19 protein-coding genes are annotated in these 23,496 nt (G+C 65.2%); 12 read left to right on the top strand and 7 right to left on the bottom strand.

Features of this window, described 5'->3' with window-relative positions; translation table 11 throughout:
- Positions 1 to 43 precede the first annotated feature (43 nt).
- The 5 genes from AC1DVS_RS23675 (at position 44) to AC1DVS_RS23655 (ending at position 6,129) form a co-directional block, all read left to right on the top strand.
- Positions 44 to 1,090 (top strand): homocysteine S-methyltransferase family protein, encoded by a 1,047-nt coding sequence (locus AC1DVS_RS23675; RefSeq protein WP_478026952.1) that lies wholly within the window; start codon positions 44 to 46, stop codon positions 1,088 to 1,090.
- Positions 1,091 to 1,220: 130 nt separating this feature from the next.
- The gene (gene metH, locus AC1DVS_RS23670) at positions 1,221 to 3,827 is read left to right on the top strand and encodes a methionine synthase (RefSeq protein ID WP_478026951.1); all 2,607 of its coding nucleotides are present in this window, start codon (positions 1,221 to 1,223) and stop codon (positions 3,825 to 3,827) included.
- 47 nt (positions 3,828 to 3,874) lie between these two features.
- On the top strand, positions 3,875 to 4,309 hold the full coding sequence (locus tag AC1DVS_RS23665; RefSeq protein WP_478026950.1) for a hypothetical protein: 435 nt from the start codon (positions 3,875 to 3,877) through the stop codon (positions 4,307 to 4,309).
- A gap of 428 nt (positions 4,310 to 4,737) precedes the next feature.
- Positions 4,738 to 5,127, top strand: a complete 390-nt coding sequence (locus tag AC1DVS_RS23660) for a nuclear transport factor 2 family protein (protein ID WP_478026949.1) — start codon at positions 4,738 to 4,740, stop codon at positions 5,125 to 5,127.
- Between the two features lie 66 nt (positions 5,128 to 5,193).
- Positions 5,194 to 6,129: a right-handed parallel beta-helix repeat-containing protein gene (locus AC1DVS_RS23655; RefSeq protein ID WP_478026948.1), complete on the top strand. Its 936-nt coding sequence runs from the start codon at positions 5,194 to 5,196 to the stop codon at positions 6,127 to 6,129.
- Between the two features lie 209 nt (positions 6,130 to 6,338).
- On the opposite strand, the gene AC1DVS_RS23650 is transcribed toward AC1DVS_RS23655, so the two are convergent.
- The 4 genes from AC1DVS_RS23650 to AC1DVS_RS23635 all read right to left on the bottom strand — a co-directional run bounded on the left by AC1DVS_RS23650 (position 6,339) and on the right by AC1DVS_RS23635 (position 10,119).
- Positions 6,339 to 7,289, bottom strand: coding sequence for a hypothetical protein (locus AC1DVS_RS23650; protein WP_478026947.1), 951 nt, complete (start codon positions 7,287 to 7,289; stop codon positions 6,339 to 6,341).
- Positions 7,256 to 8,188 carry a tetratricopeptide repeat protein gene (locus tag AC1DVS_RS23645; protein ID WP_478026946.1) on the bottom strand — a complete coding sequence of 311 codons (933 nt, stop codon included), beginning with the start codon at positions 8,186 to 8,188 and terminating at the stop codon, positions 7,256 to 7,258. Before AC1DVS_RS23645 ends, AC1DVS_RS23650 begins: the two co-directional genes overlap by 34 nt.
- 281 nt (positions 8,189 to 8,469) lie before the next feature.
- Positions 8,470 to 9,477 carry a phytanoyl-CoA dioxygenase family protein gene (locus AC1DVS_RS23640; RefSeq protein WP_478026945.1) on the bottom strand — a complete coding sequence of 336 codons (1,008 nt, stop codon included), beginning with the start codon at positions 9,475 to 9,477 and terminating at the stop codon, positions 8,470 to 8,472.
- Between the two features lie 99 nt (positions 9,478 to 9,576).
- The gene (locus tag AC1DVS_RS23635) at positions 9,577 to 10,119 is read right to left on the bottom strand and encodes a hypothetical protein (RefSeq protein ID WP_478026944.1); all 543 of its coding nucleotides are present in this window, start codon (positions 10,117 to 10,119) and stop codon (positions 9,577 to 9,579) included.
- Between the two features lie 197 nt (positions 10,120 to 10,316).
- Here AC1DVS_RS23635 and AC1DVS_RS23630 point away from each other — a divergent pair, with 197 nt between their 5' ends.
- On the top strand, positions 10,317 to 11,639 hold the full coding sequence (locus AC1DVS_RS23630; RefSeq protein ID WP_478026942.1) for a serpin family protein: 1,323 nt from the start codon (positions 10,317 to 10,319) through the stop codon (positions 11,637 to 11,639).
- Positions 11,640 to 12,041: 402 nt separating this feature from the next.
- On the opposite strand, the gene AC1DVS_RS23625 is transcribed toward AC1DVS_RS23630, so the two are convergent.
- Positions 12,042 to 13,676 (bottom strand): alkaline phosphatase family protein, encoded by a 1,635-nt coding sequence (locus AC1DVS_RS23625; protein ID WP_478026940.1) that lies wholly within the window; start codon positions 13,674 to 13,676, stop codon positions 12,042 to 12,044.
- 78 nt (positions 13,677 to 13,754) lie between these two features.
- On the opposite strand from AC1DVS_RS23625, the gene AC1DVS_RS23620 reads away from it, so the two are divergent.
- The 5 genes from AC1DVS_RS23620 (at position 13,755) to AC1DVS_RS23600 (ending at position 20,243) form a co-directional block, all read left to right on the top strand.
- Positions 13,755 to 15,800, top strand: coding sequence for a protein-disulfide reductase DsbD family protein (locus tag AC1DVS_RS23620; protein ID WP_478026938.1), 2,046 nt, complete (start codon positions 13,755 to 13,757; stop codon positions 15,798 to 15,800).
- Entirely contained in the window at positions 15,797 to 16,681 is an 885-nt protein-coding gene (gene bla / locus AC1DVS_RS23615; RefSeq protein ID WP_478026936.1) for a subclass B3 metallo-beta-lactamase, read from the top strand. The genes AC1DVS_RS23620 and bla overlap by 4 nt, the downstream gene beginning before the upstream one ends.
- A gap of 73 nt (positions 16,682 to 16,754) precedes the next feature.
- Positions 16,755 to 18,239, top strand: a complete 1,485-nt coding sequence (locus AC1DVS_RS23610; RefSeq protein ID WP_478026934.1) for a circularly permuted type 2 ATP-grasp protein — start codon at positions 16,755 to 16,757, stop codon at positions 18,237 to 18,239.
- A gap of 256 nt (positions 18,240 to 18,495) precedes the next feature.
- Positions 18,496 to 19,431 carry an alpha-E domain-containing protein gene (locus AC1DVS_RS23605; RefSeq protein WP_478026932.1) on the top strand — a complete coding sequence of 312 codons (936 nt, stop codon included), beginning with the start codon at positions 18,496 to 18,498 and terminating at the stop codon, positions 19,429 to 19,431.
- The gene (locus tag AC1DVS_RS23600) at positions 19,431 to 20,243 is read left to right on the top strand and encodes a transglutaminase family protein (RefSeq protein ID WP_478026930.1); all 813 of its coding nucleotides are present in this window, start codon (positions 19,431 to 19,433) and stop codon (positions 20,241 to 20,243) included. Before AC1DVS_RS23605 ends, AC1DVS_RS23600 begins: the two co-directional genes overlap by 1 nt.
- Positions 20,244 to 20,251: 8 nt before the next feature.
- On the opposite strand, the gene AC1DVS_RS23595 is transcribed toward AC1DVS_RS23600, so the two are convergent.
- Entirely contained in the window at positions 20,252 to 21,046 is a 795-nt protein-coding gene (locus tag AC1DVS_RS23595; protein ID WP_478026928.1) for an arginyltransferase, read from the bottom strand.
- A 237-nt stretch (positions 21,047 to 21,283) separates the two neighbouring features.
- Positions 21,284 to 22,522 carry a threonine ammonia-lyase gene (locus AC1DVS_RS23590; RefSeq protein ID WP_478026926.1) on the bottom strand — a complete coding sequence of 413 codons (1,239 nt, stop codon included), beginning with the start codon at positions 22,520 to 22,522 and terminating at the stop codon, positions 21,284 to 21,286.
- A 56-nt stretch (positions 22,523 to 22,578) separates the two neighbouring features.
- On the opposite strand from AC1DVS_RS23590, the gene AC1DVS_RS23585 reads away from it, so the two are divergent.
- Complete coding sequence (locus AC1DVS_RS23585) at positions 22,579 to 23,445, top strand: NAD(P)-dependent oxidoreductase (protein WP_478026924.1); 867 nt, start codon at positions 22,579 to 22,581, stop codon at positions 23,443 to 23,445.
- Positions 23,446 to 23,496: the final 51 nt, after the last annotated feature.

The following is a 23,496-nucleotide window of genomic DNA, read 5'->3' as shown; positions in this document are numbered from 1 at the left end:
CGGTGGACCCCGGAACAAGTCCGGGGTGACGAAGGAAGAGAAGATGACTGCACGCGAAAGACTGCTGGCCGAAGCCGCCAAGCGCATCCTGATCACTGACGGCGCGTTCGGCACCGAGATCCAGAACTGGAAGCTGAATGAGGCGGACTATGCCGGCGATCTCGGCCTCGCCAAGGATCAGAAGGGCAATAACGACATCCTCGCGCTGACCAAGCCCGAGGTGCCGGAGACGATCACCCGCGAATATCTCGACGCCGGGTCGGACATCGTCTCGACCAACACCTTCAGCGCGAACGTCATCAGCCAGGCCGATTACGCAGCCGAAGGCCTGGTCAAGGAGATCAACATCGCCTCGGCCCAGATCGCCCGCCGCCTCGCCGACGAATATGCCGCAAAGGACGGCCGCCCCCGCTTCGTCGCCGGCGCGATCGGCCCGACCAACAAGACCCTGTCGCTGTCGCCCGACGTCAACGATCCGGGCTATCGCGAGATCGATTTCGACTATCTGAAATCGGTCTATCGCGAGCAGACCGACGCGCTGCTCGAAGGCGGGGTGGATTTCATCCTGATCGAGACTGTGTTCGATACCCTGAACGCCAAGGCTGGCGTCATGGCGGTACTCGAAGCAGCCGACGATCTCGGCCGCGACGTGCCGATCATGCTGTCGATGACGCTGACCGATCTCTCCGGCCGCAACCTGTCGGGCCACACCGTCGAGGCCTTCTGGCACGCGGTGCGCCATGCCAAGCCGATCACGATCGGGCTCAACTGCTCGTTCGGCGCCGAGCAGCTCCGCCCGCATGTGCGGACGCTCAGCGACATCGCCGACACGCTGATCATGGTCTATCCGAATGCCGGTCTCCCCAACGAGCTCGGCGAATATGACGAGCAGCCGGTGACGACCGCGGGGCTGGTCCGCGAATGGGCGGCGAACGGCCAGGTCAACATCCTCGGCGGCTGCTGCGGCTCGACGCCGGCGCATATCGCGGCGATCGCGAAAGCGGTGGCCGACCTCCCCCCGCGCAAGCCCGCCGAGCCGCCGGTAAAGACGCGCCTTGCCGGCCTCGAACCCATGACAATGGCAGCGTAACTTCTTTCTCCCTCCCGCTTGCGGGAGGGGGCAGGGGTGGGCTCGCGCTTACCCCCACGATACCGCCCGCGATTAGCCGGGCGCCCACCCCCGACCCCTCCCGCAAGCGGGAGGGGGGAAGAAAAGAACAATGGCCTCAGCTCCTCCCTCCACCGCTCAGTTCGTCAATATCGGCGAACGCACCAACGTCACTGGCTCGGCCCGCTTCAAGAAGCTGATCATGGCCGACGACTATGCCGCCGCGGTCGAGGTCGCGCTGCAGCAGGTCGAATCCGGCGCCCAGGTGCTCGACGTCAACATGGACGAAGGCCTGCTCGACGCCGAAAAGGCGATGACCACCTTCCTGAAGCTGATCGCCGCCGAACCCGATATCGCGCGCATCCCCTTCATGATCGACAGCTCGAAATGGTCGGTCATCGAAGCCGGCCTGAAATGCGTGTCCGGCAAGCCGATCGTCAATTCGATCAGCATGAAGGAAGGCGAAGCCCAGTTCCTCGCCCAGGCCAAGAAGGTCATGCAGTACGGTGCCGCCGTCGTCGTCATGGCGTTCGACGAGGTCGGCCAGGCCGACACCAAGGCCCGCAAGGTCGAGATCTGCGAGCGTGCCTACAAGCTCCTGATGGGCATCGGCTTCCCGCCCGAGGACATCATCTTCGATCCCAACATCTTCGCGGTCGCGACGGGCATCGAAGAGCACAACAACTACGCGATGGATTTCATCGAGGCGTGCAAGGAGATCAAGGCGAAGCTCCCGCATTGCCACATCTCGGGCGGCCTTTCGAACCTCAGCTTCTCGTTCCGCGGCAACGAGCCGGTGCGCCGCGCCATGCACTCGGTGTTCCTCTATCATGCGATCCCCGCCGGGCTCGACATGGCGATTGTCAATGCCGGCCAGCTCGACGTCTACGACACGATCGACCCGGAATTGCGCGAAGCCTGCGAAGACGTCGTCCTCAACAAGGACGACGGCGCGACCGAGCGCCTGATCGCGCTCGCCGAACGCTATAAAGGCACTGACGAAGTCGCCGAGAAACAGGCGGCCGAATGGCGCGGCTGGCCGGTCGCGAAGCGGCTGGAGCACGCCTTGGTCAAGGGCATCGACGCCGATGTCGTCGCCGATACCGAGGAAGCCCGCCTGCTCTATGCTCGCCCGATCGAAGTGATTGAAGGCCCGCTGATGGACGGCATGAACGTCGTCGGGGATCTGTTCGGCTCAGGCAAGATGTTCCTCCCCCAGGTGGTGAAATCGGCCCGCGTCATGAAGAAGGCAGTCGCGCATCTGCTGCCCTTCATCGAGGCGCAGAAGGAGCCCGGGGCGCGCGGCAAGGGCAAGATCATCATGGCGACCGTGAAGGGCGACGTGCATGATATCGGCAAGAACATCGTCGGCGTCGTGCTCCAGTGCAACGGCTTCGACGTGGTCGATATGGGCGTCATGGTCCCCTGGTCGGCGATCCTCGCCGCCGCCAACGAAAATGATGCGGACATGATCGGCCTGTCCGGCCTGATCACCCCGTCGCTCGACGAAATGGTGACGGTCGCCGAGGAGATGAAGCGCGCCGGCATGACAATGCCGCTGCTGATCGGCGGCGCGACCACCTCGAAAGTCCACACCGCGCTCCGCATCGCGCCGGCCTATGACGGCCCGGTCGTCCATGTCCTCGACGCGAGCCGCGCGGTCGGCGTCGCCTCGACGCTCGTCAGCGACACCCAGAAGGACGCCTTCGTCCTCAAAACGGCTGAGGAATATGAGGCAGTCCGCGTCGCCCGCGCAGGCCGGACCCAGAGCGAGCTCGTCCCGATCGCCACCGCCCGCGACAATGCGTTCGAGGCGGACATGAACCTCAAGCCGCCGACGCCGAAACAGCCCGGCGTCCATATCTTCCGCGAATGGGATCTGAACGAGCTCCGCGAGATCATCGATTGGACGCCTTTCTTCCGCGCCTGGGAGCTGGCCGGCAATTATCCCGCGATCCTCGAAGACAAGATCGTCGGTGAAAGCGCCCGCAGCCTGTTCGCCGACGCCCAGGCGATGCTCGACAAGATCATCGCCGAGAAATGGCTGGTCGCACGCGCCGTGGTCGGCCTCTGGCCCTGCCGCCGCGAAGGCGACGACGTGATCCTCCATCTCGACGATGAGAGCCATGTGAAGCTCCCCTTCCTCCGCCAGCAGATCGCCAAGCGCGAGGGCAGGGCGAACATGTGCCTCGCCGATTTCATCAGCCATGACGGCGACTGGATCGGCGGCTTCGCGGTCAGCATCCACGGCATCGAGCCGCACCTCGCCCGCTTCAAGGCAGCGATCGACGATTATTCGGACATCCTGTTGAAGGCCCTTGCCGACCGCCTCGCCGAGGCAATGGCCGAAGCGATGCACCGCCATGTCCGCACCACGCTCTGGGGCTATGCGCCCGAAGAACAGCTCACCAACGAAGCGCTGATCAAGGAACAATATCGCGGCATCCGCCCCGCGCCTGGCTATCCGGCGTGCCCCGACCACAGCCTCAAGCCGACTTTGTTCAAGCTGCTCGATGCCCATCACGCGACCGGTATCTCGCTGACCGAAAGCTTCGCGATGCTGCCGACAGCTGCTGTCTCCGGCTTCTATTTCGGCCACCCCCAGGCCGAATATTTCGGCGTCGCCCGCATCGGCCGCGACCAGCTCGAGGAATATGCCGAGCGCCGCGGGATTGATCTGCCGACGGCAGAGCGCTGGCTGCGGCCAAACCTGGACTGACTTTGCCCGCCTGATCGGCTATGTCGGGAGCCGAGAGGAAGCGGACGATGCCGATATTCCCGAAAATCGAGCGCCCCTGTCCCTATGTGGACCGTCTCGATGAGATCATGGATGGAGATGTCTGCCGCATGTGCCAGCGGCAGGTATTCGACCTCACCGATATGGACGATGCCGGTCGCATGGCATTCCTGGCGACGTGCTCGGGAGAGACGTGCGTGTCGTACCGGCTTCCGGCCCGCGCGGTTTTGGCGGCCACAATGCTCGCGAGCATGGCAATGCCATTGGCGGCGGCAGCACAGGATGCGCCCACGGTAGAAGCCCAGGTCAATTATGAGGATGACATGATCCTGGCCGGTGCGATTGCCACGCGACGCCCCATGACAATGCCAATCCTGGTCAGGGTACTTTCCAAACATGAGGCTCGAAAGGCACGTGCCGCCGCACGCCGCGCCCGCAAGGCAGAGGCGCACAACGCCAATTAAACGGTCCGCGCCGCGGCTAATTCGGACTCGTCGCTGGCCCGGCCGCGACCAGCTAGAGGAATATGCCGAGCGCCGCGGGATTGACCTGCCGACAGCGGAGCGGTGGCTGCGGCCGAACCCGGACTGACTTCTTTCTTCTCCCTCTCTCCTTGCGGGAGTGGGAAGGGGCCCAAGCGAAGCTTGGGAAAGGTGAGGGGGACTCTCTTGGTTAGGGGACCCGAACCTCACTCCCCCTCATCCTTCCGTCGCTTCGCTCCTCCCTCCTTCTCCCACAAGGGGAGAAGGATTGAAGGCCGTCAAACGCGACATGCGCATGCCCCCACCACGCCACATCCCAAACCCAAAACATCCATTCCGGTTTGACCGATGATGGCCGCTCGCCTCCCCACCTGCTACAATAGCCCCGCCTTCGAAGCGGGGAGACGATCATGGATCGGGCAACGATGTTGCAGACAATCGACGCGGCCTATGCGGCGCGGCAGCGCGGCGATCTTCCCGAGGTCCTGTCGTTTCTGTCACCCGGCGCGACCTTTCGGATGGTCGGCGTGTCGGCCGAGCCCGAAGACGCCGAAACCGCGATTGGCGGACTGATCGACCAGTTCCATTTCGCCGAAGTCGAGCGGCTCGATGCGCTGGTCGACGGCGATCGGGTCGCGGCGCGCATCCGGATCAGCGTAGCGGCGGGCGGCGGGCGGTATATCGAGAGCGAATTGCTCGACATCTGGCGCTTTGGTCCCGATGGCAAGATCGTCGAGCTGGTCGAGTTCGCCGATACCGGCCAGGTCGGCCTCATGCTGGCCAATGCGCCGGATTATTAACTCTCAATTTACCTTCCGCCACGGCCGCTCCGGGTCCATTCCTCCCGCAAAGGAGCCAGGACCCCGATGCGTCACATCATCATCCCGATCATCGCGCTCGCGCTGACCATCCCCGCAGCCGCCCAAACCGGCCACGCGCCCTTCACGATCCAGCAGACCGGCCAGGGCTTCGCGACCATCGACGAGGCTGTGCAATCGGTACGGATGGGCACGGCGACGATCCTGATCGCACCAGGCGTCTATCACCAGTGCACCATCCAGGCCGGCGGCGTGATCACCTTCAAGGCAGTCCAGCCCGGCACCGCGATCTTTGACGGCACCGCCTGCGAGGGCAAGGCGGCGTTCGTGCTGCGCGGCCAGGGCTCGACGGTCGACGGCCTCGTCTTCCGCAACCTGCGCGTCGCGGACGGCAACGGCGCTGGGATCCGCACCGAGATGGGCAATCTCACTGTCACCAATTCGATGTTCCTCGACAGCCAGGAAGGCATTCTCGGCGGCGAACCCAACGGCCAGAAGATCGTGATCGACCATTCGACCTTCGCCGGCCTCGGCCAGTGCGACCAGAGCCCCGATTGCGCCCACGGGATCTATCTCGCCAATGAAGGCTCGGTCACCGTCACCAACTCCCGCTTCGAGCGGGGGCGCGGCGGCCATTACGTCAAGCTGCGCGTCCCCAATGTCACGATCGCGGACAACAGTTTCGACGATACCGGCGGCCGCAAGACCAATTACATGATCGACCTGCCCAATGGCTCGACCGGCCTGATCACCCGCAACACCTTCGTCCAGGGCCGCGAGAAGGAGAACTGGACCGGCTTCGTCGTGGTTGGCGCCGAGGCGAAGCTGTACAAGTCGGCTGGCCTGAGGGTCGAGAGCAACGTTGCGACGCTTGCCCCTGGGGAAACCCGCAGCCCCGCGTTCGTCGCTGACTATAGTCACGAACGGCTGGCGGTGGGCGCGAACAAGCTCGGCGCCGGCGTGCGGATGTTCGAGACCCGATAGCGCGCACGCCCCCTCTTCACCCCCCTCTTCCTCTTCCCTTCCCCAGCGAAGGCTGGGACCCAGTTGGGGGACGATCGTAATGAGCGTTGAGCACTGTTATTTTGGCCTTCCCAACTGGGCCCCAGCCTTCGCTGGGGAAGTGCTGAAGAGAAACGGCGACTAGCCGGCATCGCTTGAAGATCCTGCGGCTCCGGGTGACGGCCTGCCCTTCAGCCCAGATGCGCGCGCAAAACACCAGGGTCGAACAGCGATTCACGCTCGCCGGCGATGAGAGGCTTCGTCCATTGCGGCATCGTCCCGCGCCACGCCGCCATGCGCAAAGCGACACGCGCCGGATCAGTGTCGATCGCACGCTGTATCGCGGCAAGCGAAAGGTCCGCATCTTCCAGCCGCGCGCGGGATTGGGCGAGGCGGGGGACCGCGTAACGCTCGTCGATCGCCCCGAGGCTCGATCTCGCCACGCCGATCAACAGCCGCGTCGTCGCAGCATCGCGCACGCGCCATGCACTCTCGGCTGCGTCAAGCGCTCGGCGGATATCCCCCAAATAGGTCTCGAGGGTGATCGGCACGGTCGCGTCGCCGCCGCACCCTTCGGGCGATAGCGCGCGGACATAATCGACGACGCCCGCCAGCACGCGCGGCGGCGGCTCTGGGCCGTCGAATTCTTGCGTGATCAGCCCTGTAATGAACGTCGCGAGCGCCGGATCACCACGGTCGCGCGACACCTTGCGGGCGATAACCGGGCTGGCGAGATCGGGGATCGGCCTGGGGTTGAAGATGCCGTCGCCCCGATGCGAGCTCAGCAGAGAGGCAGTCACATCGGCAGTGCCGGGCGCGCCCGAGATGCCGGGAAACAGGAAATCGGGGTTGCCCCGGCCGTTGCGGTGGCAGCTCGAGCAGGACAGGCCCGCCCGTGCCGCCTGTCCGCCGAGCAACAGCGGCGCGCGGAACGCCGCGCGGCCGATCGCGATCGATCTCGCCGCGTTGGCGCTTCCCGGCTTGGCAAGGCATTCCGTCGGCTCGCGGGTCAGCGCCGCCAGCTGCGCCGCCGGCGCGAGCCAGCGCTCCGCGCGCAATGGCGGATCGGCGGGCGCTGCTGCGGCGACCAACCCGGCTGCGGCAAGAATCAGGAAGCCTTGCCGTGCCCGGTCGTGATCCATCCGCGTAATTCCTCCGCTTCCGCGCATCCGAAACTGCAGCGGGCGTCGAGCGCGGCGAGCATCCGGCGCGCGCCGGCAAGGTCGCCGCGCTCGACCATCAACTCGCCGAAATACTCCGTCGCGCCGCGATGATGCGGGGCGAGCGCGAGCGCCTCGCGATAATAGCCTTCTGCAATGTCGTAACGCTGGAGCTTGCGGTTGGCGAAGCCCAGATAGGTCAGGATGTCGGGGTGCGGCCCGAACGCGCGCCGCGATTGCTCGAGCGAGGTGATCGCCTCGGCATAGCGATGCTCGTTGATCAGCGCGACGGCAGCGAGATAGGCGGCGTCGCCGCTGGCGGCGCTTGCGAAGAGCGGCCCCGGCGCTGAATCGACCCGGGCCTGCGGGCCGGTGCCGAGCGCTGCGTTGATCGCTGCGATCGCAGCGGTGAGGTCGGTCGCTTGCGGGCAGGTTTGCGCGCAGGCCGTGGAGCGCGCCGTCAGCCCGTCGAGCACGGTCTGTGCCTTGGCCTTGTCGCCCGTCTTGGCATAGGAAATGCCAAGCTGCTGTTGCGCGCCGATCAGCGAAGGGTCGATCTTGACTGCCTTTTCGAGCGGCCGGGCGGCGCCCTTGTAATCGCCGAGGCCGGTCCGGGCGAGGCCGGCAAGATAGTTTGCGTTGGCGTCGCGCGGCGCCACTGACAGGACATGGTCGAAGGCGCGCTTTGCGTCGGCGAATTTCTCGGCCTTCAGCGCCTCCACGCCTTTGCGATACTCCGCCGCGGCATCATATTGCGGCTGCGTCGCACTGGGCATCGACCCGCCGCCGCCCCCGCCGCCGCCGCCATCGCCCGCGGCAATGGTCGGGAGCGCGAGAAAACCGATCACAACGCCGGTCGCGATGATGCGTGCAAAGCTCATGTTCCGCTCCCCAACTTATCTGGCCCGCTGGTCGTACTCCGATTCGCCCGAACTCGATAGTGCCGCTTCCGCAACGAGAGTGAGGCGGTTGCCGTGACGTCGCAAGGCGAACCCCCATCTTCCCTTCACTTCACTTAACTTCCCCAGCGAAGGCTGGGGGCCAGTTGGGAAGGCCAAAATAACCGCGCGCAACGCTCACCACGTTCGTCCCCCAACTGGGCCCCAGCCTTCGCTGGGGAAGGGAAGAGAAACAGCGACGAACTCGCCGCGCCCCTCCCCAGCTACCGCCAGACCGGATGGCTCTCCAGATCAGCCGAATACATATTGATATACTGCGCCATCCGCGGCCGTTCCGCGCGGTTCGGGCTTGCGCCATGCGGCAGATCCTGCCGCCAGATGATCAGGTCGCCGGCGCCTGCCGCGATCGTCCGCGCCTCGCCGCTGAGATCGACCTCACGCGGATCGGCATCCCCCAGCCCCTCGAGCCACGCCGCGACGCGATGCTGAAACCCCGGCACCAGCTGAAGCGCACCCTGATCCGCACTGGTATCGGTCAGATACAGAATGCCCTGCGTCGCAAACGGGATAGGCAATGCCAGGCTGACATCCCAATGCAGCCGCGGCCCCTGGAATGGCCGCCCCGGCCGCTCCGGCGGATTGAAGCTCATCCGGTCGACCGTCATCCAGAGATCGGCCGTGCCCCAGAGCTGCGCGAACGCCTTGTGCACCCGCGCCGATCGCCGCGCCGGCTCGAGCGCCGGATCCTGGAAATACTGAACCATGATGCCGTTGTTGCGTGCGCTGTTGAACCAGCTGGCCGGGTCGTCGGGCGTGCCCTTCACCTGCCGCCACAACAGCGCCTCGGCCGCACGCGCCTCCTCGCGGGTGATCGCCTCGCGCAGGATGGCATAGCCCTCGCGCTCCCATATCGCGAGATCGTCGGCACCGAGCACCGGCGGCGCCGCATCGATCGCCGCGATCCGCCGCTGCATCGCCTCGGGCACCGGCGCCCCGTCGAGCCAGGCATCATAGCGCGCGAGCAGCAGCGGATCGGGCAGCCCAGCGGTCTCGACGATCCACGCCTCGAACGCCGCATAGTCCGGCCATTCCCGTCCGAGATAAGTGATGGTCTGCTCGAGCCCGAGCCCGAGCATGTCGAGCAGCAACCGCGACTGCATCTCCGACAGGTCAGACGCCTGCGCCCGCCCGGTCCGCACCGCCCAGTAATCGGCAAGCCCCCTGATTTCGGGAAGCGTCGGGTCGATCAGCGATGCGGGGGAGGCGGCCATGGCCGATACATCCGGCACCACCAGGACGGCGTCAATCCGGAACGGACGGACTTGGGGCAGTTCGGCCTGACGAAGCAAAACGGCCGCGCGCGGCTGGCTCTATCGTGCGAGAATTGCCGATAGCGCGGCAAAGCCCGCCGGCGCATCCTCCCAAAATCCTGACAACTCGGGTGCGCGTTCTTTCATATCTGCAAGAACGATCGCGACGTCGGGCTCCTGCAAGCGCGCGAGCAACCGCGTGAGAGGAAGTCCCGCCCGCGCCGCGCCGCAGAGCAGGCTCTCTGCCTCCCAGCCAGTCCAACCCTCGGCCACCTCGATCAGATCATTCGCAAGCACGCGCTCGAACCAGGCGTCCACAAGGGACGCGATCGCCGTACGTTCGTCCGTCGACCATGACTGCCAATGTGCCAGCTTCAGCTTGCCGAGCACGATCTCGATATCGTTCAAGCTCCCGGGATCGTTGATTGCGACGTCCAGAATACGCGGCAGCAGGTATCGAAAATCGCGTTCGCTGCCGACAGTGTAGAAGACGCCCGACACATAGGACCACAGTGCCTGGCCAGTCAGCGCGCGCAGCGGTGTCGTCAGCAAGACGTCGACGCCGCGTGTTGCCAGGCAGCAGGGACAGCCTTCGATCGTCAAAGGCGCCGGCGCCGCGAACACGCGATAAACGGTCTCAAGCGCTTCTCGTACGCGCGTATCGATCGAAGGCGATAGTGGATCAGTCATCGCGCTCAGCGTGGCATTCAGGCCGGCTCGCCGCAACGTCGAGGTGCGACGCGTTCATCGAATATTCGGACGTTCCAACCATCCACTTCCAATACCGAACACAAGGGGGAATGGCTGTGATCCATCGCTATCTGGGTATTCCGCTTGGCTGTCTCGGCTTGCTGATGACCACCTCTCTGCAGGCGCAAGAGGCGTCCCCGCCAAATACGCCCGCCCCTCCGACGACTGTTCGCGCCAGCCTGGATCAGGACGGGCACAACGCCGTTGACGGGGTCAACGCCTTCTCGCTCGATCTCTACAAGCGCGAGATCAAGCCTGGCCAGAATCTCCTGCTTTCGCCGGCCAGCGTCTCGGTCGCAGTCGGCCTGGCGTATCGCGGCGCGGTTGGGCAAACCGCGGATGAGCTGAATCGCACGCTGCATTTCAACGCGCCACCCGCCGAATATCTGCGCGCCGATGCGCAATTGCTGGCGGCAATGAATTTTTCCGGACCCGGCTACCAGCTCCAGTCAGCCAATTCCGTCTGGCTGCGGACCGGCATGCCCGTGAAGCCCGATTTCGAAGCCGATATCGCCCGCTATGCCAAGGCAGGCTTTGCTCGCACCGATTTCGGCAAGGACGCCGAGGCCTCGCGGCTTACCATCAATCGCTGGGTTGAAGATGCTACCCACGACAAGATCAGGGATCTGCTTCACCCGGGCGACGTGACCTCGTTCACCGCCGCCGTGCTGGTCAACGCGATCTACTGGAAGGGCAAATGGGGGCGCCCCTTTGCCAAGTCCGCGACGAAAGTTGAGCCCTTCACGACAGCCGATGGCAAACGGGTGCAGACCAGCCTCATGCATGCCGAAGCCAAATTCCACGTTTTGGAGCGTGCCGGCGTCAAGGGAATCCGCCTGCCTTATCAGGGCGGCGAAGTGGACATGGTGATATTTCTGCCCAATTCTCCAGGCGGGCTGAGCAAATTCGAGCAACGCCTCACCTGGCCGGACCTCAAACGCTGGCTGGATGATCTGAAGGACAGGTCCCGGCAAACGATAGTGACCCTGCCGAAGCTGCATCTGGACTGGCGCTCAGACTTGAAGGGCGATCTCGGCAGCATGGGCGCGCCCACGGCCTTTGGTGATGAGGCCGATTTCTCCGGCATCGCGACCCTTCCTTACCCCGGCGGGGACCCGAATGCGAGCGGGCTCAAGATCGCTCATGTGATTCATCAGACCACCATCGATGTCGAAGAAGAGGGTACCGAAGCCGCGGCCGCGACGGCGGTCGTGATGGACATGATCGTCACCGGCCGGCGTGCCGGCCCGCCACCACCCCCGCCCTTCATCTTCCGCGCCGATCATCCCTTCCTCTTCGCACTGGTCGACAACCGCACCGGCATGATCCTGTTTATGGGCCGCTATGTTACGCCGGAAAGCACCGCTCCTTGAGGGTCTTTCAGGGCAAAGTCGGGTGACGAAACCGTTATCGGGTCGGTCGCCCGATACATCCGCCCATCACCGGCACCCAGTCAATCGACGGCGGCGTTGCCCGCGCGATTCAACCGCATCCGCGGATCGGTCATAAGGATGCAAGGGACGCCAGAAGCCCAAACCGCTCCTTCTCATCGTTGGTCTGTTGAAATCGGCTGCCGCGCCCGCCGCCGCGCCCGCATTTCCCTGTTAATTCCCTGTTATTTCCCTGTTCCGAGGCGCTCGTGCGAGGAAATTTCGGTCAAGTATCTGAATGTCAGCAAAATAATTACGGCCAGCGTCAAAATAAAAAAGAAATTCCCTGTTATCGGAGCCGGAACAGGGAATTTCATCGACAACACCCGAGGCGCGCCTCCGCAATCAGCGGCAGGGTTTGCCCGTTGCGAGATCAAGGCACTTGCCGTCGACTTTTGGCGCCGCGATCGGGAGGCCGATCTGCGCCGCCAGCGTCGGCATGATATCGACCGTCTCGATCGCGCCGGGATGCTCGGCCGCCGCCATGCCCTTGCGCCAGAACAGGATTGGAACCCGCCGGTCGTAATTATACGGGCTGCCATGCGTCGCGACATACCCCTTGGTCGGGTCGGGGATCGGCGTGACGCGCGGCTTGAGGAAGACGAGCAGGTCGCCCGAATGCGCCGGATTGTACGAGGCCCGTGCCTTCTCCAGCAGCGTCCAGTTCTCCACCGGCCCCCTGGGCTCGCGGCTCTTGGCGATCTGCGCTGCGGTGAAGACGGCGGCGACCTGCGGCATCGCCTTGTAGCGCGCGATCGCCTCGGCCTGCACCGCCTTGCGTTGTTTCGCGTCGAGCGCGATCGATATCCAGACATCGCCATTGGGGATATCGCCGAACAGCAGGGGTCCCTTGATGCCGAGCTTCGCCCCGATCTCGCGGCCCATATTGGCGGGTGCCAGCGCGACATCGGCCCGCGCCGCCTCGGGCAAGCCATTGGCCCGTTCGCGCTCGGGCACGTCGTTGCCGCCATGATCGGCGGTCAGCACCACCTCGTAATCGGCGCCGGTCTCGTCGAGCACATCGAAGAAAGAGCCGAGCGACCGGTCGAGATTGGCGATCTGGATGCACATCTCGGCGCCCTCGGTGCCATAGGTGTGGCCGACATAATCAGTCGCCGACGCGCCGATCGAGATGATGTCGGTCGCCGGACCGTGGCCGAGCTTCATGTCCTGGATCATCCCTGCGCCGAGCGCGAGGATCGCTGCGTCGAATGCGGGCGAGGCACGGAACTTCGCCATGCTGCCGGCCTCGCGCTCGAAACGGCCGGTGCCGACGCTCTTGTCGGCGGAAAGCGGAACGGCGTGGTCATGGCTCGCGCACCAGTCGGGCTCCTCCATCGCTGCCTCGGGCTGGGCGATCCGCGCGGCGACGGCTGCGTTGGTGCGCGCGACGACGGCCGGGGTCGCGCGGCCGGCATAGGAGACGAATGCCTTGCCGTCCCACCACCAGAGTTCGTCGACGCGGTGGCCGCCCATCATCACCGCAGCGCGATCCTTGCCCGCGACCGAGACGACGCGGTTCGCCGGGTTCGCTGCCTTCATCCGCTCGCCAAGCGTCGGGACGAGCAGATGCTTGTCGGAGACGGTGTAGCTGGTGGAAGTGCTGCCCGGCACGGTCTCGTCCTCCGCGCAATAGACCTGCTTGTCGGTGCGCGGCGCCTTCTGGTCGATCCAGTTGTTCGCGATGATGCCGGTATGCTCGGGGCGGAAGCCGGTCAGGATGGTCGAATGGCCCGGGCAGGTCTCGGTCGCGGCATGGCTCTGATAGCCCGAGGGGAAGACGGTGCCGGTCAGCAACCGCGCGAAGCCGCCGGTGAAATGGCTGCGATATTCCTGGAACAGATCGGCGGAGAACTGGTCGACCGAGATGACGACGATCAGCTTCGGTGGCTTGGCGGCGGTCTGGGCCGCGGCAGGGACGGCGATCGCGGCGGCAAGCGCGAGAATCGAGGACGCGACAAACGAAACCGGGCTTTTCATGGCGTTCCTTTAAGCATGGATGCAATGCACTCCCGCCGCCGCTATGAGCGAGAGCGGGATTGCCGACAAGGATCGCCGATGCGCGCACTGGGTTACCTGATTGTGACAATGCTCGCGGCCCTGGTCGCGATCCCAAGTGCCTCGGCAGATACGCCCGGCGCCCTCGGCGCAGGCCCGCATCTGGCGATGCGGCTGGTCGCCGAGACGCCAAATCCCGCCGCCGGCCAGCAGGTCACGCTCGCGCTCGATACGAAGCCGCAGCCGGGCTGGCACGGTTATTGGCAGAACCCCGGCGATGCGGGCTTCCCCGCCAAGCTGGACTGGACTCTCCCAAAGGGCGCGAGCGTGGGCGACGCGGCCTACCCGATCCCCGGCACTTTGTTGATCACCGGACTGATGAACTATGTCTACGAAGCGCCCTATGCGCCGCTCGTCACCTTGAAGGTACCAGCGGGGCTCGCTGTGGGCACGAAGCTGCCTGTGAAGCTTCACGCCGCCTATCTCGTCTGCACCCAGACGGTCTGCGTGCCCGAGAGCGCCGATCTCGCGATCGATCTGGTGGTGGGCGACGGTGCGATTGCTTCCGACACGCGCGCGCAGTTCGACGCGTGGCGCCGCGCGATCCCGAAGCCGCTCGATGCCAAAGCCGCCTTCCAGGCAACCGGCGGGCAGATGCGGATCGCGGTACCCTATCCTGCAAGCGCGCCTGTTGCTGATGCCTATTTCTTCCCGATCACCGCTGGCGTGGTCGATTACGCGGCGCCGCAAAAGGTGGCGCGCGATGGTGACAGCATCGTCATCGAGACCAAAGCCGGTCCCACTCCGAAGGCTCCGCTCAGCGGCGTACTCCGAATCGCACCCGGACAAGGTTTGCTCGTGACCGCCGCCGCCGGGACCGTCACCGCCGCGTCGGGATCGAGCGCCGGCGCGCCGGGTGGGGTGTGGCTCGCGACCCTCATCGCCTTCGCCGGCGCAATGCTCGGCGGGCTGATCCTGAATGTCATGCCCTGCGTCTTCCCGATCCTCAGCCTCAAGGCGCTGAGCCTCGCGCGCGGCCATCTCGACGAACGATCCGCCCGCCACGAAGCGCTTGCCTATACGGCCGGCGTGGTCGCAGTCTGTGTCGCGCTTGGTGGCGCGATCCTGGTGTTGCGCGCGGGCGGTAGCGCGGTCGGCTGGGCGTTCCAGCTTACGAGCCCGGGCTCGATTGTTGCGCTGCTGCTGCTGACGGTCGCGCTTTCACTCAACCTTGGTGGTCTATTCGAAATCCCGACGCCCGGCTTCGTCAATCGGGCCGGCGGTGCAGGCGGCGCCTTCGCCACCGGCGCACTGGCGGCCTTCATCGCGACGCCCTGTGCGGGACCGTTCATGGGCACCGCGATTGGCGCCGCCCTGCTGTTGCCCTGGCCTGCGGCGCTCGCGGTGTTCGCCGGATTGGGGATCGGCCTGGCATTGCCCTTCCTCGCGCTCGGCTTCGTGCCCGCCCTGCGCAAGCGTCTGCCGAAACCCGGCCTCTGGATGGAGAATTTCCGCCGCTTGCTCTCGATTCCGATGTGGCTCACCGCGATCGCGCTCGTCTGGGTGCTTGGCCATCAGATCGATCTCGACGGGATTGCGGTGGCGCTCTGTGTCGCGCTTGGTGCAGCGGTCGTGCTCTGGGCAGCGGGCCGGCGGCAGGCGCGCGGGCTGGGCTTCGGCACGCCGGCAGTCGTGATGCTCGTCGCGATCGTCGCAGCGGGGATATGGCTGGCGAGTGTCGCGCCCCCTCCGGCCGCGGCCACGGCGCAGGTTCCCGGCGGCGCCGAGCCCTTCAGTGAAAAGCGCCTGGCAGAGCTCAGGGCGCAGGGGCGTCCGGTCTTCGCCTATTTCACCGCCGCCTGGTGCCTCACCTGCAAGGTCAACGAGAAAGTCGCGATCGAGACCGACACCACGCGCAGCGCCTTCGCCGCGCACAAGGTCGCGGTGCTGGTTGGCGACTGGACTGACGGCGACCCCGCGCTCGGTCGTTTCATCGAGGCGCATAACCGCGCCGGCGTGCCGCTCTATCTCTATTACGCGCCCGGCGCCGCCGAGCCGCAGGTCTTGCCGCAGGTGCTGACCTCAAGCATGCTGGCTGCGCTATGAAAACACGCCACGCCCTCATCCTGCTGTTTGGTGCGCTGCTGTGCGGCGCAAGCAAGCCGAAGCCCGCGCCCTATACGCTGGTCCCGGCGCCGGATTGGTCTCAGCCCACCGCGCCGTTCCACATCGCCGGCCCGGTCTGGTATGTCGGCACCAAGGGGCTCGCTGTGTACGCGATTGTCTCGAAGCAGGGCGCGATCCTCATCGGGGGACCGATGGCTTCCGAAGCCGGACAGATCGAACGGAACCTCGCGACGATCGGGGTGAAGAAGGGCGAGCTCAAATATCTGCTTAACATGCACGCCCATTTCGATCATGCCGCAGCACTTGCCCAGCTCAAGCGGGACACCGGCGCGAAGCTGGTCGCGTCAGCCGGCGACCGCCCCGCGCTCGAAGCGGGCCGGCATCAGGGCGATAACAGCTATGGCCGCGCCAACTTCCCGGCCGTGAAGGTCGATCGCGTAATCCGCGACGGCGAAGTCGTTCGCGTCGGCGATGTCGCGGTGACAGCTGTCCTCACCCCTGGCCACACCATTGGCTGCACGAGCTGGTCGATGCCGGTGCGCGAAGCCGGGAAGACCTTGCAGATCGTCTTCCCCTGCAGCGTCACCGTCGCCGGCAACAAGCTGATTGGCAATCGCGGCTATCCCGGGATCGTCGCAGCCTATCGGCGCAGCTTCACTCGGCTTGATGCCATGCACGCCGACATCGTGCTGCCGAGCCACCCCGACATCGCCGATGTGCACGGCCGCTACGCGAAGCAAGTCGCCGGCGACGCGAATGCCTTCATCGACCCCACCATGCTCCACACAATCATCGCCAAGGCACGCCAGGATTTCGACACCGCGCTCGCCGCTGAGCAGAAACCGTCGCCGCCCMGATAATTGGGCTCTTGTGCGGCGCAGCAAAACATCGCAGCATGGAACAAGGCGGCATATTGGGGGCTTTACCGTAACGATGGGGACAGGGCGCGCGTTTGACGAGATCATGGGGAAGGGTGGCTCGACCACGCCGAGACCCGAACTCGCCGCGCTCGGTCAATGGCTGGAGGATACGCCGGACGCCGAGCTCCGCCGCCGCCAGCAATCCGCCGAGGCGACCTTCCGCCAGCTCGGCATCACTTTCGCTGTCTATGGCGACAGCGATGCGTCCGAGCGGATCATCCCCTTCGACATCGTCCCGCGCATCTTCCTCGCCGATGAATGGTCGCGCCTTTCGGAAGGGCTGATCCAGCGCGTCGAGGCGATCAATGCTTTCCTCGATGACATCTATGGCGAGCGGAAGATCCTGAAGGCGGGCGTCCTCCCCGAGGACCTGATCTTCGGCAACCCCCAATTTCGCCCCGAGATAGCGGGCATCAGGCCGCCGCACGGCGTCTGGGCTCATATCTGCGGGATCGATCTGGTCCGCACCGGCCCCGACGAATTCTTCGTCCTCGAAGACAATGCCCGCACGCCTTCGGGCGTCTCCTACATGCTCGAAAACCGCGAGGCGATGCTGCGCCTCTGCCCGGAGCTGTTCCGCGACTTCCGCGTGGCGGCGGTCGACTCCTACCCCGATCGCCTGCTCGAGACGATGAAGTCGGTCGCGCCCAGTGGTTCGGGCCAGAACCCGGTCTGCGTCGTGCTGACGCCGGGCCACTACAACTCGGCCTATTACGAACACAGCTTCCTTGCAGATTCGATGGGAATCGAACTGGTCGAGGCCGCCGATCTGGTGGTCGACGACGACATCGTCTGGATGCGCACCATCGCCGGCCGGGTGAAGGTCGATGTCATTTATCGCCGGATTGATGACGACTATCTCGATCCGCTCGTCTTCCGTCCGGATTCGATGCTCGGTGTTCCGGGCCTGATCGCCGCCTATGCGGCTGGCAATGTCGCCCTGCTCAACGCACCCGGCAACGGCATCGCCGACGACAAGGCGATCTATAGCTATATGCCCGAGATCGTGCGCTTCTATTCCGGGAGCGAGGCCAAGCTGCCGAATGTCGAGACCTGGCGCTGCCGCGAGCCGCAGGCGCTTCAATATGTTCTCGACAATCTCAAGGACGTGGTCGTGAAGCTGGTCGACGGCTCGGGCGGTTACGGCATGCTGGTTGGCCCGACCGCGACCAAGGCTGAGATCGAGGCCTTCCGTGCCGCGCTGATCGCCGAGCCGCATCGCTATATCGCGCAACCGACGTTGGCGCTTTCAACCGTGCCGACACTGAGCGACGACGGCCTTTCGCCCCGCCATGTCGATTTTCGCCCGTTTGTTCTGACCGGCTCGAAGGGCGTTCAGGTGGTGCCTGGCGGACTGACTCGCGTGGCCCTCAAGGAAGGCTCGCTGGTGGTGAACTCGTCGCAGGGCGGAGGCACCAAGGACAGCTTCGTCCTGATGGACGGCGGCAATGTGCAGGCGCAGGCGATGGGCGGCATGGCTCAGGGACAAAAGTCGTGACGCGCGGGGCGCAAATCCTCCCCGGAACGAGGAGGGCGTTCGAGCGAGATCGTCTCCCCCGGAGACGATCTTGGCTTGCCGGGGGCAAGCCAAAGCTCGAACGCAGCGAAGCTGGTGGAGGGGCTTGGAGCGCAGTGATTGCGCCACCTGCTCAGCGTCGCAATTCGCGTTGTATCGCTAGAGGGCGTGATTGCCGCGCTCCAAGCCCCTCCACCGCGCAAGCGCGGTCCTCCCCGTTCCGGGGAGGATTAAAGTAATGCTCTCCCGCACGGCATCCTCGCTCTACTGGCTCGGCCGCTACATTGAGCGCGCCGATTTCATCGCCCGCCTCGTCGAAGCGACTGTCCGGCTCGATGTTCTCTCGCCTCGCCCGGCCGGCGAAGCGGCCTGGGCAAGCGCGCTTGCAGTCACCGAGACCGATGAGGCCTTCGCCAAGAGTGGCGAGACGCTCACCCAAAGCCATGTCGCGCGCTTCCTGACGCTGGACGGCAGCCATCCCGGCTCGATCGTCCGCTGTCTCGACATGGCCCGCAACAATGCCCGCGCCGTCCGCACCGCGCTCACCCGCGAGGCATGGACCGCGATCAACCGCGCCTGGCTGATCTTCCACAGCCGTACGAGCCCCGGCGGCGCCACCGCGACGTTAGGCCTCGTGGATGCGGTGAAGACCGAGGCGCGAGGCTTCGAGGGCGCGATCCACCGCATGCTGCGCAACCAGACGACCTGGTTCATCCGCCTCGGTCAGGCAGTCGAGCGCGCCGACAACACGGCGCGCCTGCTCGACGTCAAATATCATTTGCTGCTGCCCGAGGGTGAGCAGGTCGGTGGCGTGGTCGACCGCGATCAATGGACAACGATTCTCCAGACAGTGTCCGCCGTCACCGCCTATCGCTGGCTCTATTCGGAAGGGTTGCGTCCCGCGAACGTGATCGACCTCCTGATATCGCGCGCCGAAATGCCGCGCAGCCTCGCTGCCTCGGTCGAGGAGGCGGTCGACATCCTCAACCTCCTCGCAAAGCGCACCGGCCTTCACGGCGAGGCCGACCGGATGGGGCGCATGCGGCACTCGCGGCTTGCCAAGACCAGGTCGGGCGAGGTCATTGCGAGCGGGCTACACCAATATCTTCAGGCCTTCATCGCCGAGAATGATCTGCTCCACCTGGCCATCGGCCGCCAGTTCAAGTTCAGCTGATGCGGCTGACGATCGAGCACCGCACAATCTATCGCTTCTCGGCCCCGCAGGGTCGCCTCACCCAGATGCTCCGGCTCACGCCTGAGGACACGCATGACCAGGCGGTTGCGGACTGGCAGCTCCATGTCGATTGCGATGCGCGGATGCGCCCCGGCCGCGACGGCTTCGGCAACCGCATCACGATGCTCTATGTCGAGGGGCCAATCGACCATATCGAGATCTCGGTCGCGGGTGAGGTGCTGACCAACGCATCGAACGGCATCGTCCACGGTGCGCACGAGCCATTGCCGCCCGCACTCTTCCTGCGCTCGACCGCGCTGACCGAGGGCGACGATGCCCTGGCCGAGTTCGCCGCCGACGCGGTGGCCTCGCTCGCCGATCCGGTCGAACGGTTGCATGCGTTGAACGGCGCCCTGCATCGCAAATTCGCGCTGGATCACAGCCGCCCCGTATCGGGCCGGACCGCCGCGGAAGCCTTCGCCCTCAAGGCCGTTACGCCGAGGGACCTGGCGCAGATATTCTGCACCGCTGCGCGCGGGCTGAACGTGCCGGCGCGCTATGTGTCAGGCTACAGCCCGGTCTGCTTCGAAGGCGACACACGCCCTGCGCCCCATGGCTGGGCCGAGGCCTGTGTCGCGGGTTTAGGCTGGGTGGCGTTCGATCCCTGTACAGGCCTTTCAGCGGACGAAGCCTATGCCCGCGTCGCGGTCGCGCTTGATTCAGCCGGCGCGGCACCTGTCGCCGGCTCTCGGCTGGGCGAGGGCGACGAAGAGCTTGCTGTGGATCTGCATGTGGGCGGCAACGGGCAATAGCCGAGAAATTAGGCCAGCTCGTCTGCCAGCATGACGTTCTTCTGCGCGGGCGGCGCGTAGGTCATGTCCTCATCGGTGAGGATCGACCAGCCCGACGGGCCAAGCACTTCGATCGGCCGATAGCGCGTCTTGTATGCCATCCGCTCCGAGCCCTTCACCCAATAGCCGAGATAGACATAGGGCAGGCCAACGCTGCGCGAGCGCAGGATATGGTCCATGATGATCTGGTTGCCGAGCCCCGGGCGAAGAGGGTGATCGGCATCGAAGAAGCTGTAGATCATCGAAAGCCCGTCCGCCTGCTGATCGGTCAGGCACGCGCCGACCAGCTTGCCCGGTACGCCGTTCTTGGCGGGTTCGCGATATTCGACGATGAAGCTGTTGACCGGCGAATGCTCGACCATGTCGGCATAATCGCCCTCGTCCATCTCGGCCATGCCGCCGCCGGGGTGGCGTGAGGCGAGATAGCGGCGCAGCAGCTGATATTGCTCGTCGGTCGCCCAGGCGCGGCAGGCATTCACCTCGAGATCGGCGTTGCGGCGGATCTGTCTGCGCTGCGTGGCATTGGGGACGAAATCGGATGCGACGACGCGGACCGAGACACAGGCGGTGCAGCCCGCGCAGCTCGGCCGATAGGCGACTGACTGGCTGCGGCGAAACCCGATCCGCCCCAACGCGTCATTGAGCTCGCCGGCATGCGGACCATTCAATTCCGTGAAGACCTTCCGCTCCTGCCGCCCCGGCAGATACGGACAAGGCGACGGGCTTGTCACGAAGAAGCGCGGAAAACGAAATGGCGCGGTCACCGCCTTGGTCCCCAAATTTTGCCGGCGATTGCCCCCGGCTCGAACCTGTTATGAATCGACTGAGTCGTGATGAAAAGCCGCTTTACCATGAATGAAGGTTAACGAAGTCTTTTTAGCGAGTCTTGCGCTTTACGCGCATGCGCAGGACGTGCGCCAACCATCGCGGAATCATATCCTATCGGGGGAATCGCGGATAGAGTCGCGGGACTCGCTTCGCCGCAGCTACGATTCGCTTCGTCAGGCAAGCTCGACCGGAGAGACCTCATAACCGCCTGCACGGAGCGCCGTCATCAAGCGCTCGAGATGCGCCTTGTCGCGCGTCTCGCACTCGATATCGGTGATCAGTCCCTTCGCCGGCAGCGTGGTGAACACCCGCTGGTGATAGACCTCGATGATATTGACCCGTTCGGTATCGAAAATCCGCGCGACGTTGAACAGGGCGCCGGGCTGGTCCTGAAGCCGGATCCGCAGGCGCGCGAGCCGGCCCGAGCGCGCGAGATCGCGAAGCAGGACATTGGCGAGCAGGCGCGTGTCGATATTGCCGCCGCACAGCACCACGCCGACCGTCTTGCCCTCAAATCGCTCCGGATAGGACAGCAGCGCGGCCAGGCCGGCGGCACCCGCGCCCTCGACCACCGTCTTCTCGATCTGCAGCAACAGGCTCACCGCCTGTTCGAGGCTGCGCTCGCTGACCAGGACGATGTCGTCGACCAGCGCCTTCACCATCACTGCGGTGATCTCGCCTGGTTCCTTTACCGCGATACCCTCAGCGAGCGTATCGCCGGCGCAAGGCATGTCGGTGCCGTTGATGCGGTTGAACATTGACGGGAAAAGTTCAGCTTCGACCCCGATCACCTCGATCTTGTGGTCGGCGGCACGGGCCACCGTCGCCATGCCTGAGATCAACCCGCCGCCGCCGATCGGCGTGACGAACGTGTCGATCGCCGGCACGTCCTCGAGCATTTCGATCGCGACCGTCCCCTGGCCGGCGATGACCCGCACATCGTCGAACGGATGGACGAAGGTAAAGCCGTGCTCGGCCTCCATCTCGCGGGCATGGGCATAGGCGGCGTCGAAGGTGTCGCCGAACAGGATGACCGTCGCGCCATGCCCTTCGGTCTGGGTGATCTTCACCGTCGGCGTGTTGGTCGGCATCACGATCGTGGCGGGGATGCCGAGCCGGTGCGCGTGATAGGCGAGGCCTTGCGCATGATTGCCGGCCGAGGCCGCGATCACGCCCTTGGTCTGCGGGTTGAGCTGAAGCAACGTGTTGAGGGCGCCGCGCTCCTTATAGGCGGCGGTGAACTGAAGGTTCTCGAACTTCAGGTAAACGGTCGCGCCGGTGAGTTGCGAAAGGGTGTGGCTGATGAAGGTCGGGGTGCGGACGATCGCATCGGCAATCCGCGCATGCGCAGCCTGGACATCAGCCAGGGTGACGGGGAGCTCTTCGGCGAGGGGGAGGGGATCGGTGGCCATGCCGCGCGGCCTAGACTATCTGGCGCCTCGAAGAAACACGCCTTATCGCGGGCGCTATGAGCACCATAGCATTCATCGGAACCGGAGTGATGGGCGCACCGATGGCGGGGCATCTCGTTGCCGCCGGGCACCAGGTCACTGTTTACAACCGCACGCGAGACAAGGCCGAAGCCTGGGCTGCCAAATATGGCGGTTCAGTTGCCGCTACACCAGCCGAGGCAGCGATGGGCAAGGACGCGGTCTTCACCTGTGTCGGCAATGACGACGATCTCGCCGAGGTGACGCTCGGCCCGGATGGTGCGTTCGGTGCGATGGCATCTGGCGCGCTGTTCGTCGATCACACCACGGTCTCTGCCAAGATCGCCCGGCGGCTTGCCGACGAGGGCGGGGCGAAAGGCCTGTTCGTGGTCGACGCGCCGGTTTCGGGCGGTCAGGCTGGCGCCGAGAATGGCAAGCTCTCGATCATGTGCGGCGGCACGGCCGAGGCGATGGCGAAGGCCGAACCGCTGATGCAGGCCTATGCACTTCGCATCGTTCACATCGGCGAGGCCGGGGCGGGGCAGACCACCAAGATGGTCAACCAGATCGCGATAGCCGGTGTGGTGCAGGGCGTTGCCGAGGCGCTGCGCTTTGCCCAGATCGCGGGGCTCGATACCGACAAGGTGTTCGAGGCGGTGTCCGGTGGCGCCGCGTCGAGCTGGCAGATGGTCAATCGCTGGAAGACGATGAGCGAGGACCAATTCGATTTCGGCTTCGCGGTGGATTGGATGCGCAAGGATCTCGGCCTCACGCTGGACGAAGCCAAGCGCAACGGCGCTGTGCTGCCGCTGACGGCTCTGGTCGATCAATTCTATGCGGACGTTCAGAAGATGGGCGGCGGCCGAGGTGATACGAGTTCGCTGATCAGGAGATTGCCGAAGTGATGCGCTTCAAAAATCACCCCTCCCCTTCAGGGGAGGGGCAGGGGGTGGGGG

It is taken from the genome of Sphingomonas sp. P3_C5 (assembly GCF_056402635.1).
The sequence above is the reverse complement of the archived record's forward strand: the minus strand, read 5'-3'. Positions and strand labels throughout refer to the sequence as shown.

Bases quoted from the DNA above. Each gene is read 5' to 3' on its own strand.
- AC1DVS_RS23675 (WP_478026952.1), top strand. From the start codon at position 44: ATGACTGCACGCGAAAGACTGCTGGCCGAAGCCGCCAAGCGCATCCTG.
- metH (WP_478026951.1), top strand. From the start codon at position 1,221: ATGGCCTCAGCTCCTCCCTCCACCGCTCAGTTCGTCAATATCGGCGAA.
- AC1DVS_RS23665 (WP_478026950.1), top strand. From the start codon at position 3,875: ATGCCGATATTCCCGAAAATCGAGCGCCCCTGTCCCTATGTGGACCGT.
- AC1DVS_RS23660 (WP_478026949.1), top strand. From the start codon at position 4,738: ATGGATCGGGCAACGATGTTGCAGACAATCGACGCGGCCTATGCGGCG.
- AC1DVS_RS23655 (WP_478026948.1), top strand. From the start codon at position 5,194: ATGCGTCACATCATCATCCCGATCATCGCGCTCGCGCTGACCATCCCC.
- AC1DVS_RS23650 (WP_478026947.1), bottom strand. From the start codon at position 7,289: ATGGATCACGACCGGGCACGGCAAGGCTTCCTGATTCTTGCCGCAGCC.
- AC1DVS_RS23645 (WP_478026946.1), bottom strand. From the start codon at position 8,188: ATGAGCTTTGCACGCATCATCGCGACCGGCGTTGTGATCGGTTTTCTC.
- AC1DVS_RS23640 (WP_478026945.1), bottom strand. From the start codon at position 9,477: ATGGCCGCCTCCCCCGCATCGCTGATCGACCCGACGCTTCCCGAAATC.
- AC1DVS_RS23630 (WP_478026942.1), top strand. From the start codon at position 10,317: ATGGCTGTGATCCATCGCTATCTGGGTATTCCGCTTGGCTGTCTCGGC.
- AC1DVS_RS23625 (WP_478026940.1), bottom strand. From the start codon at position 13,676: ATGAAAAGCCCGGTTTCGTTTGTCGCGTCCTCGATTCTCGCGCTTGCC.
- AC1DVS_RS23620 (WP_478026938.1), top strand. From the start codon at position 13,755: ATGCGCGCACTGGGTTACCTGATTGTGACAATGCTCGCGGCCCTGGTC.
- AC1DVS_RS23610 (WP_478026934.1), top strand. From the start codon at position 16,755: ATGGGGACAGGGCGCGCGTTTGACGAGATCATGGGGAAGGGTGGCTCG.
- AC1DVS_RS23605 (WP_478026932.1), top strand. From the start codon at position 18,496: ATGCTCTCCCGCACGGCATCCTCGCTCTACTGGCTCGGCCGCTACATT.
- AC1DVS_RS23600 (WP_478026930.1), top strand. From the start codon at position 19,431: ATGCGGCTGACGATCGAGCACCGCACAATCTATCGCTTCTCGGCCCCG.
- AC1DVS_RS23590 (WP_478026926.1), bottom strand. From the start codon at position 22,522: ATGGCCACCGATCCCCTCCCCCTCGCCGAAGAGCTCCCCGTCACCCTG.
- AC1DVS_RS23585 (WP_478026924.1), top strand. From the start codon at position 22,579: ATGAGCACCATAGCATTCATCGGAACCGGAGTGATGGGCGCACCGATG.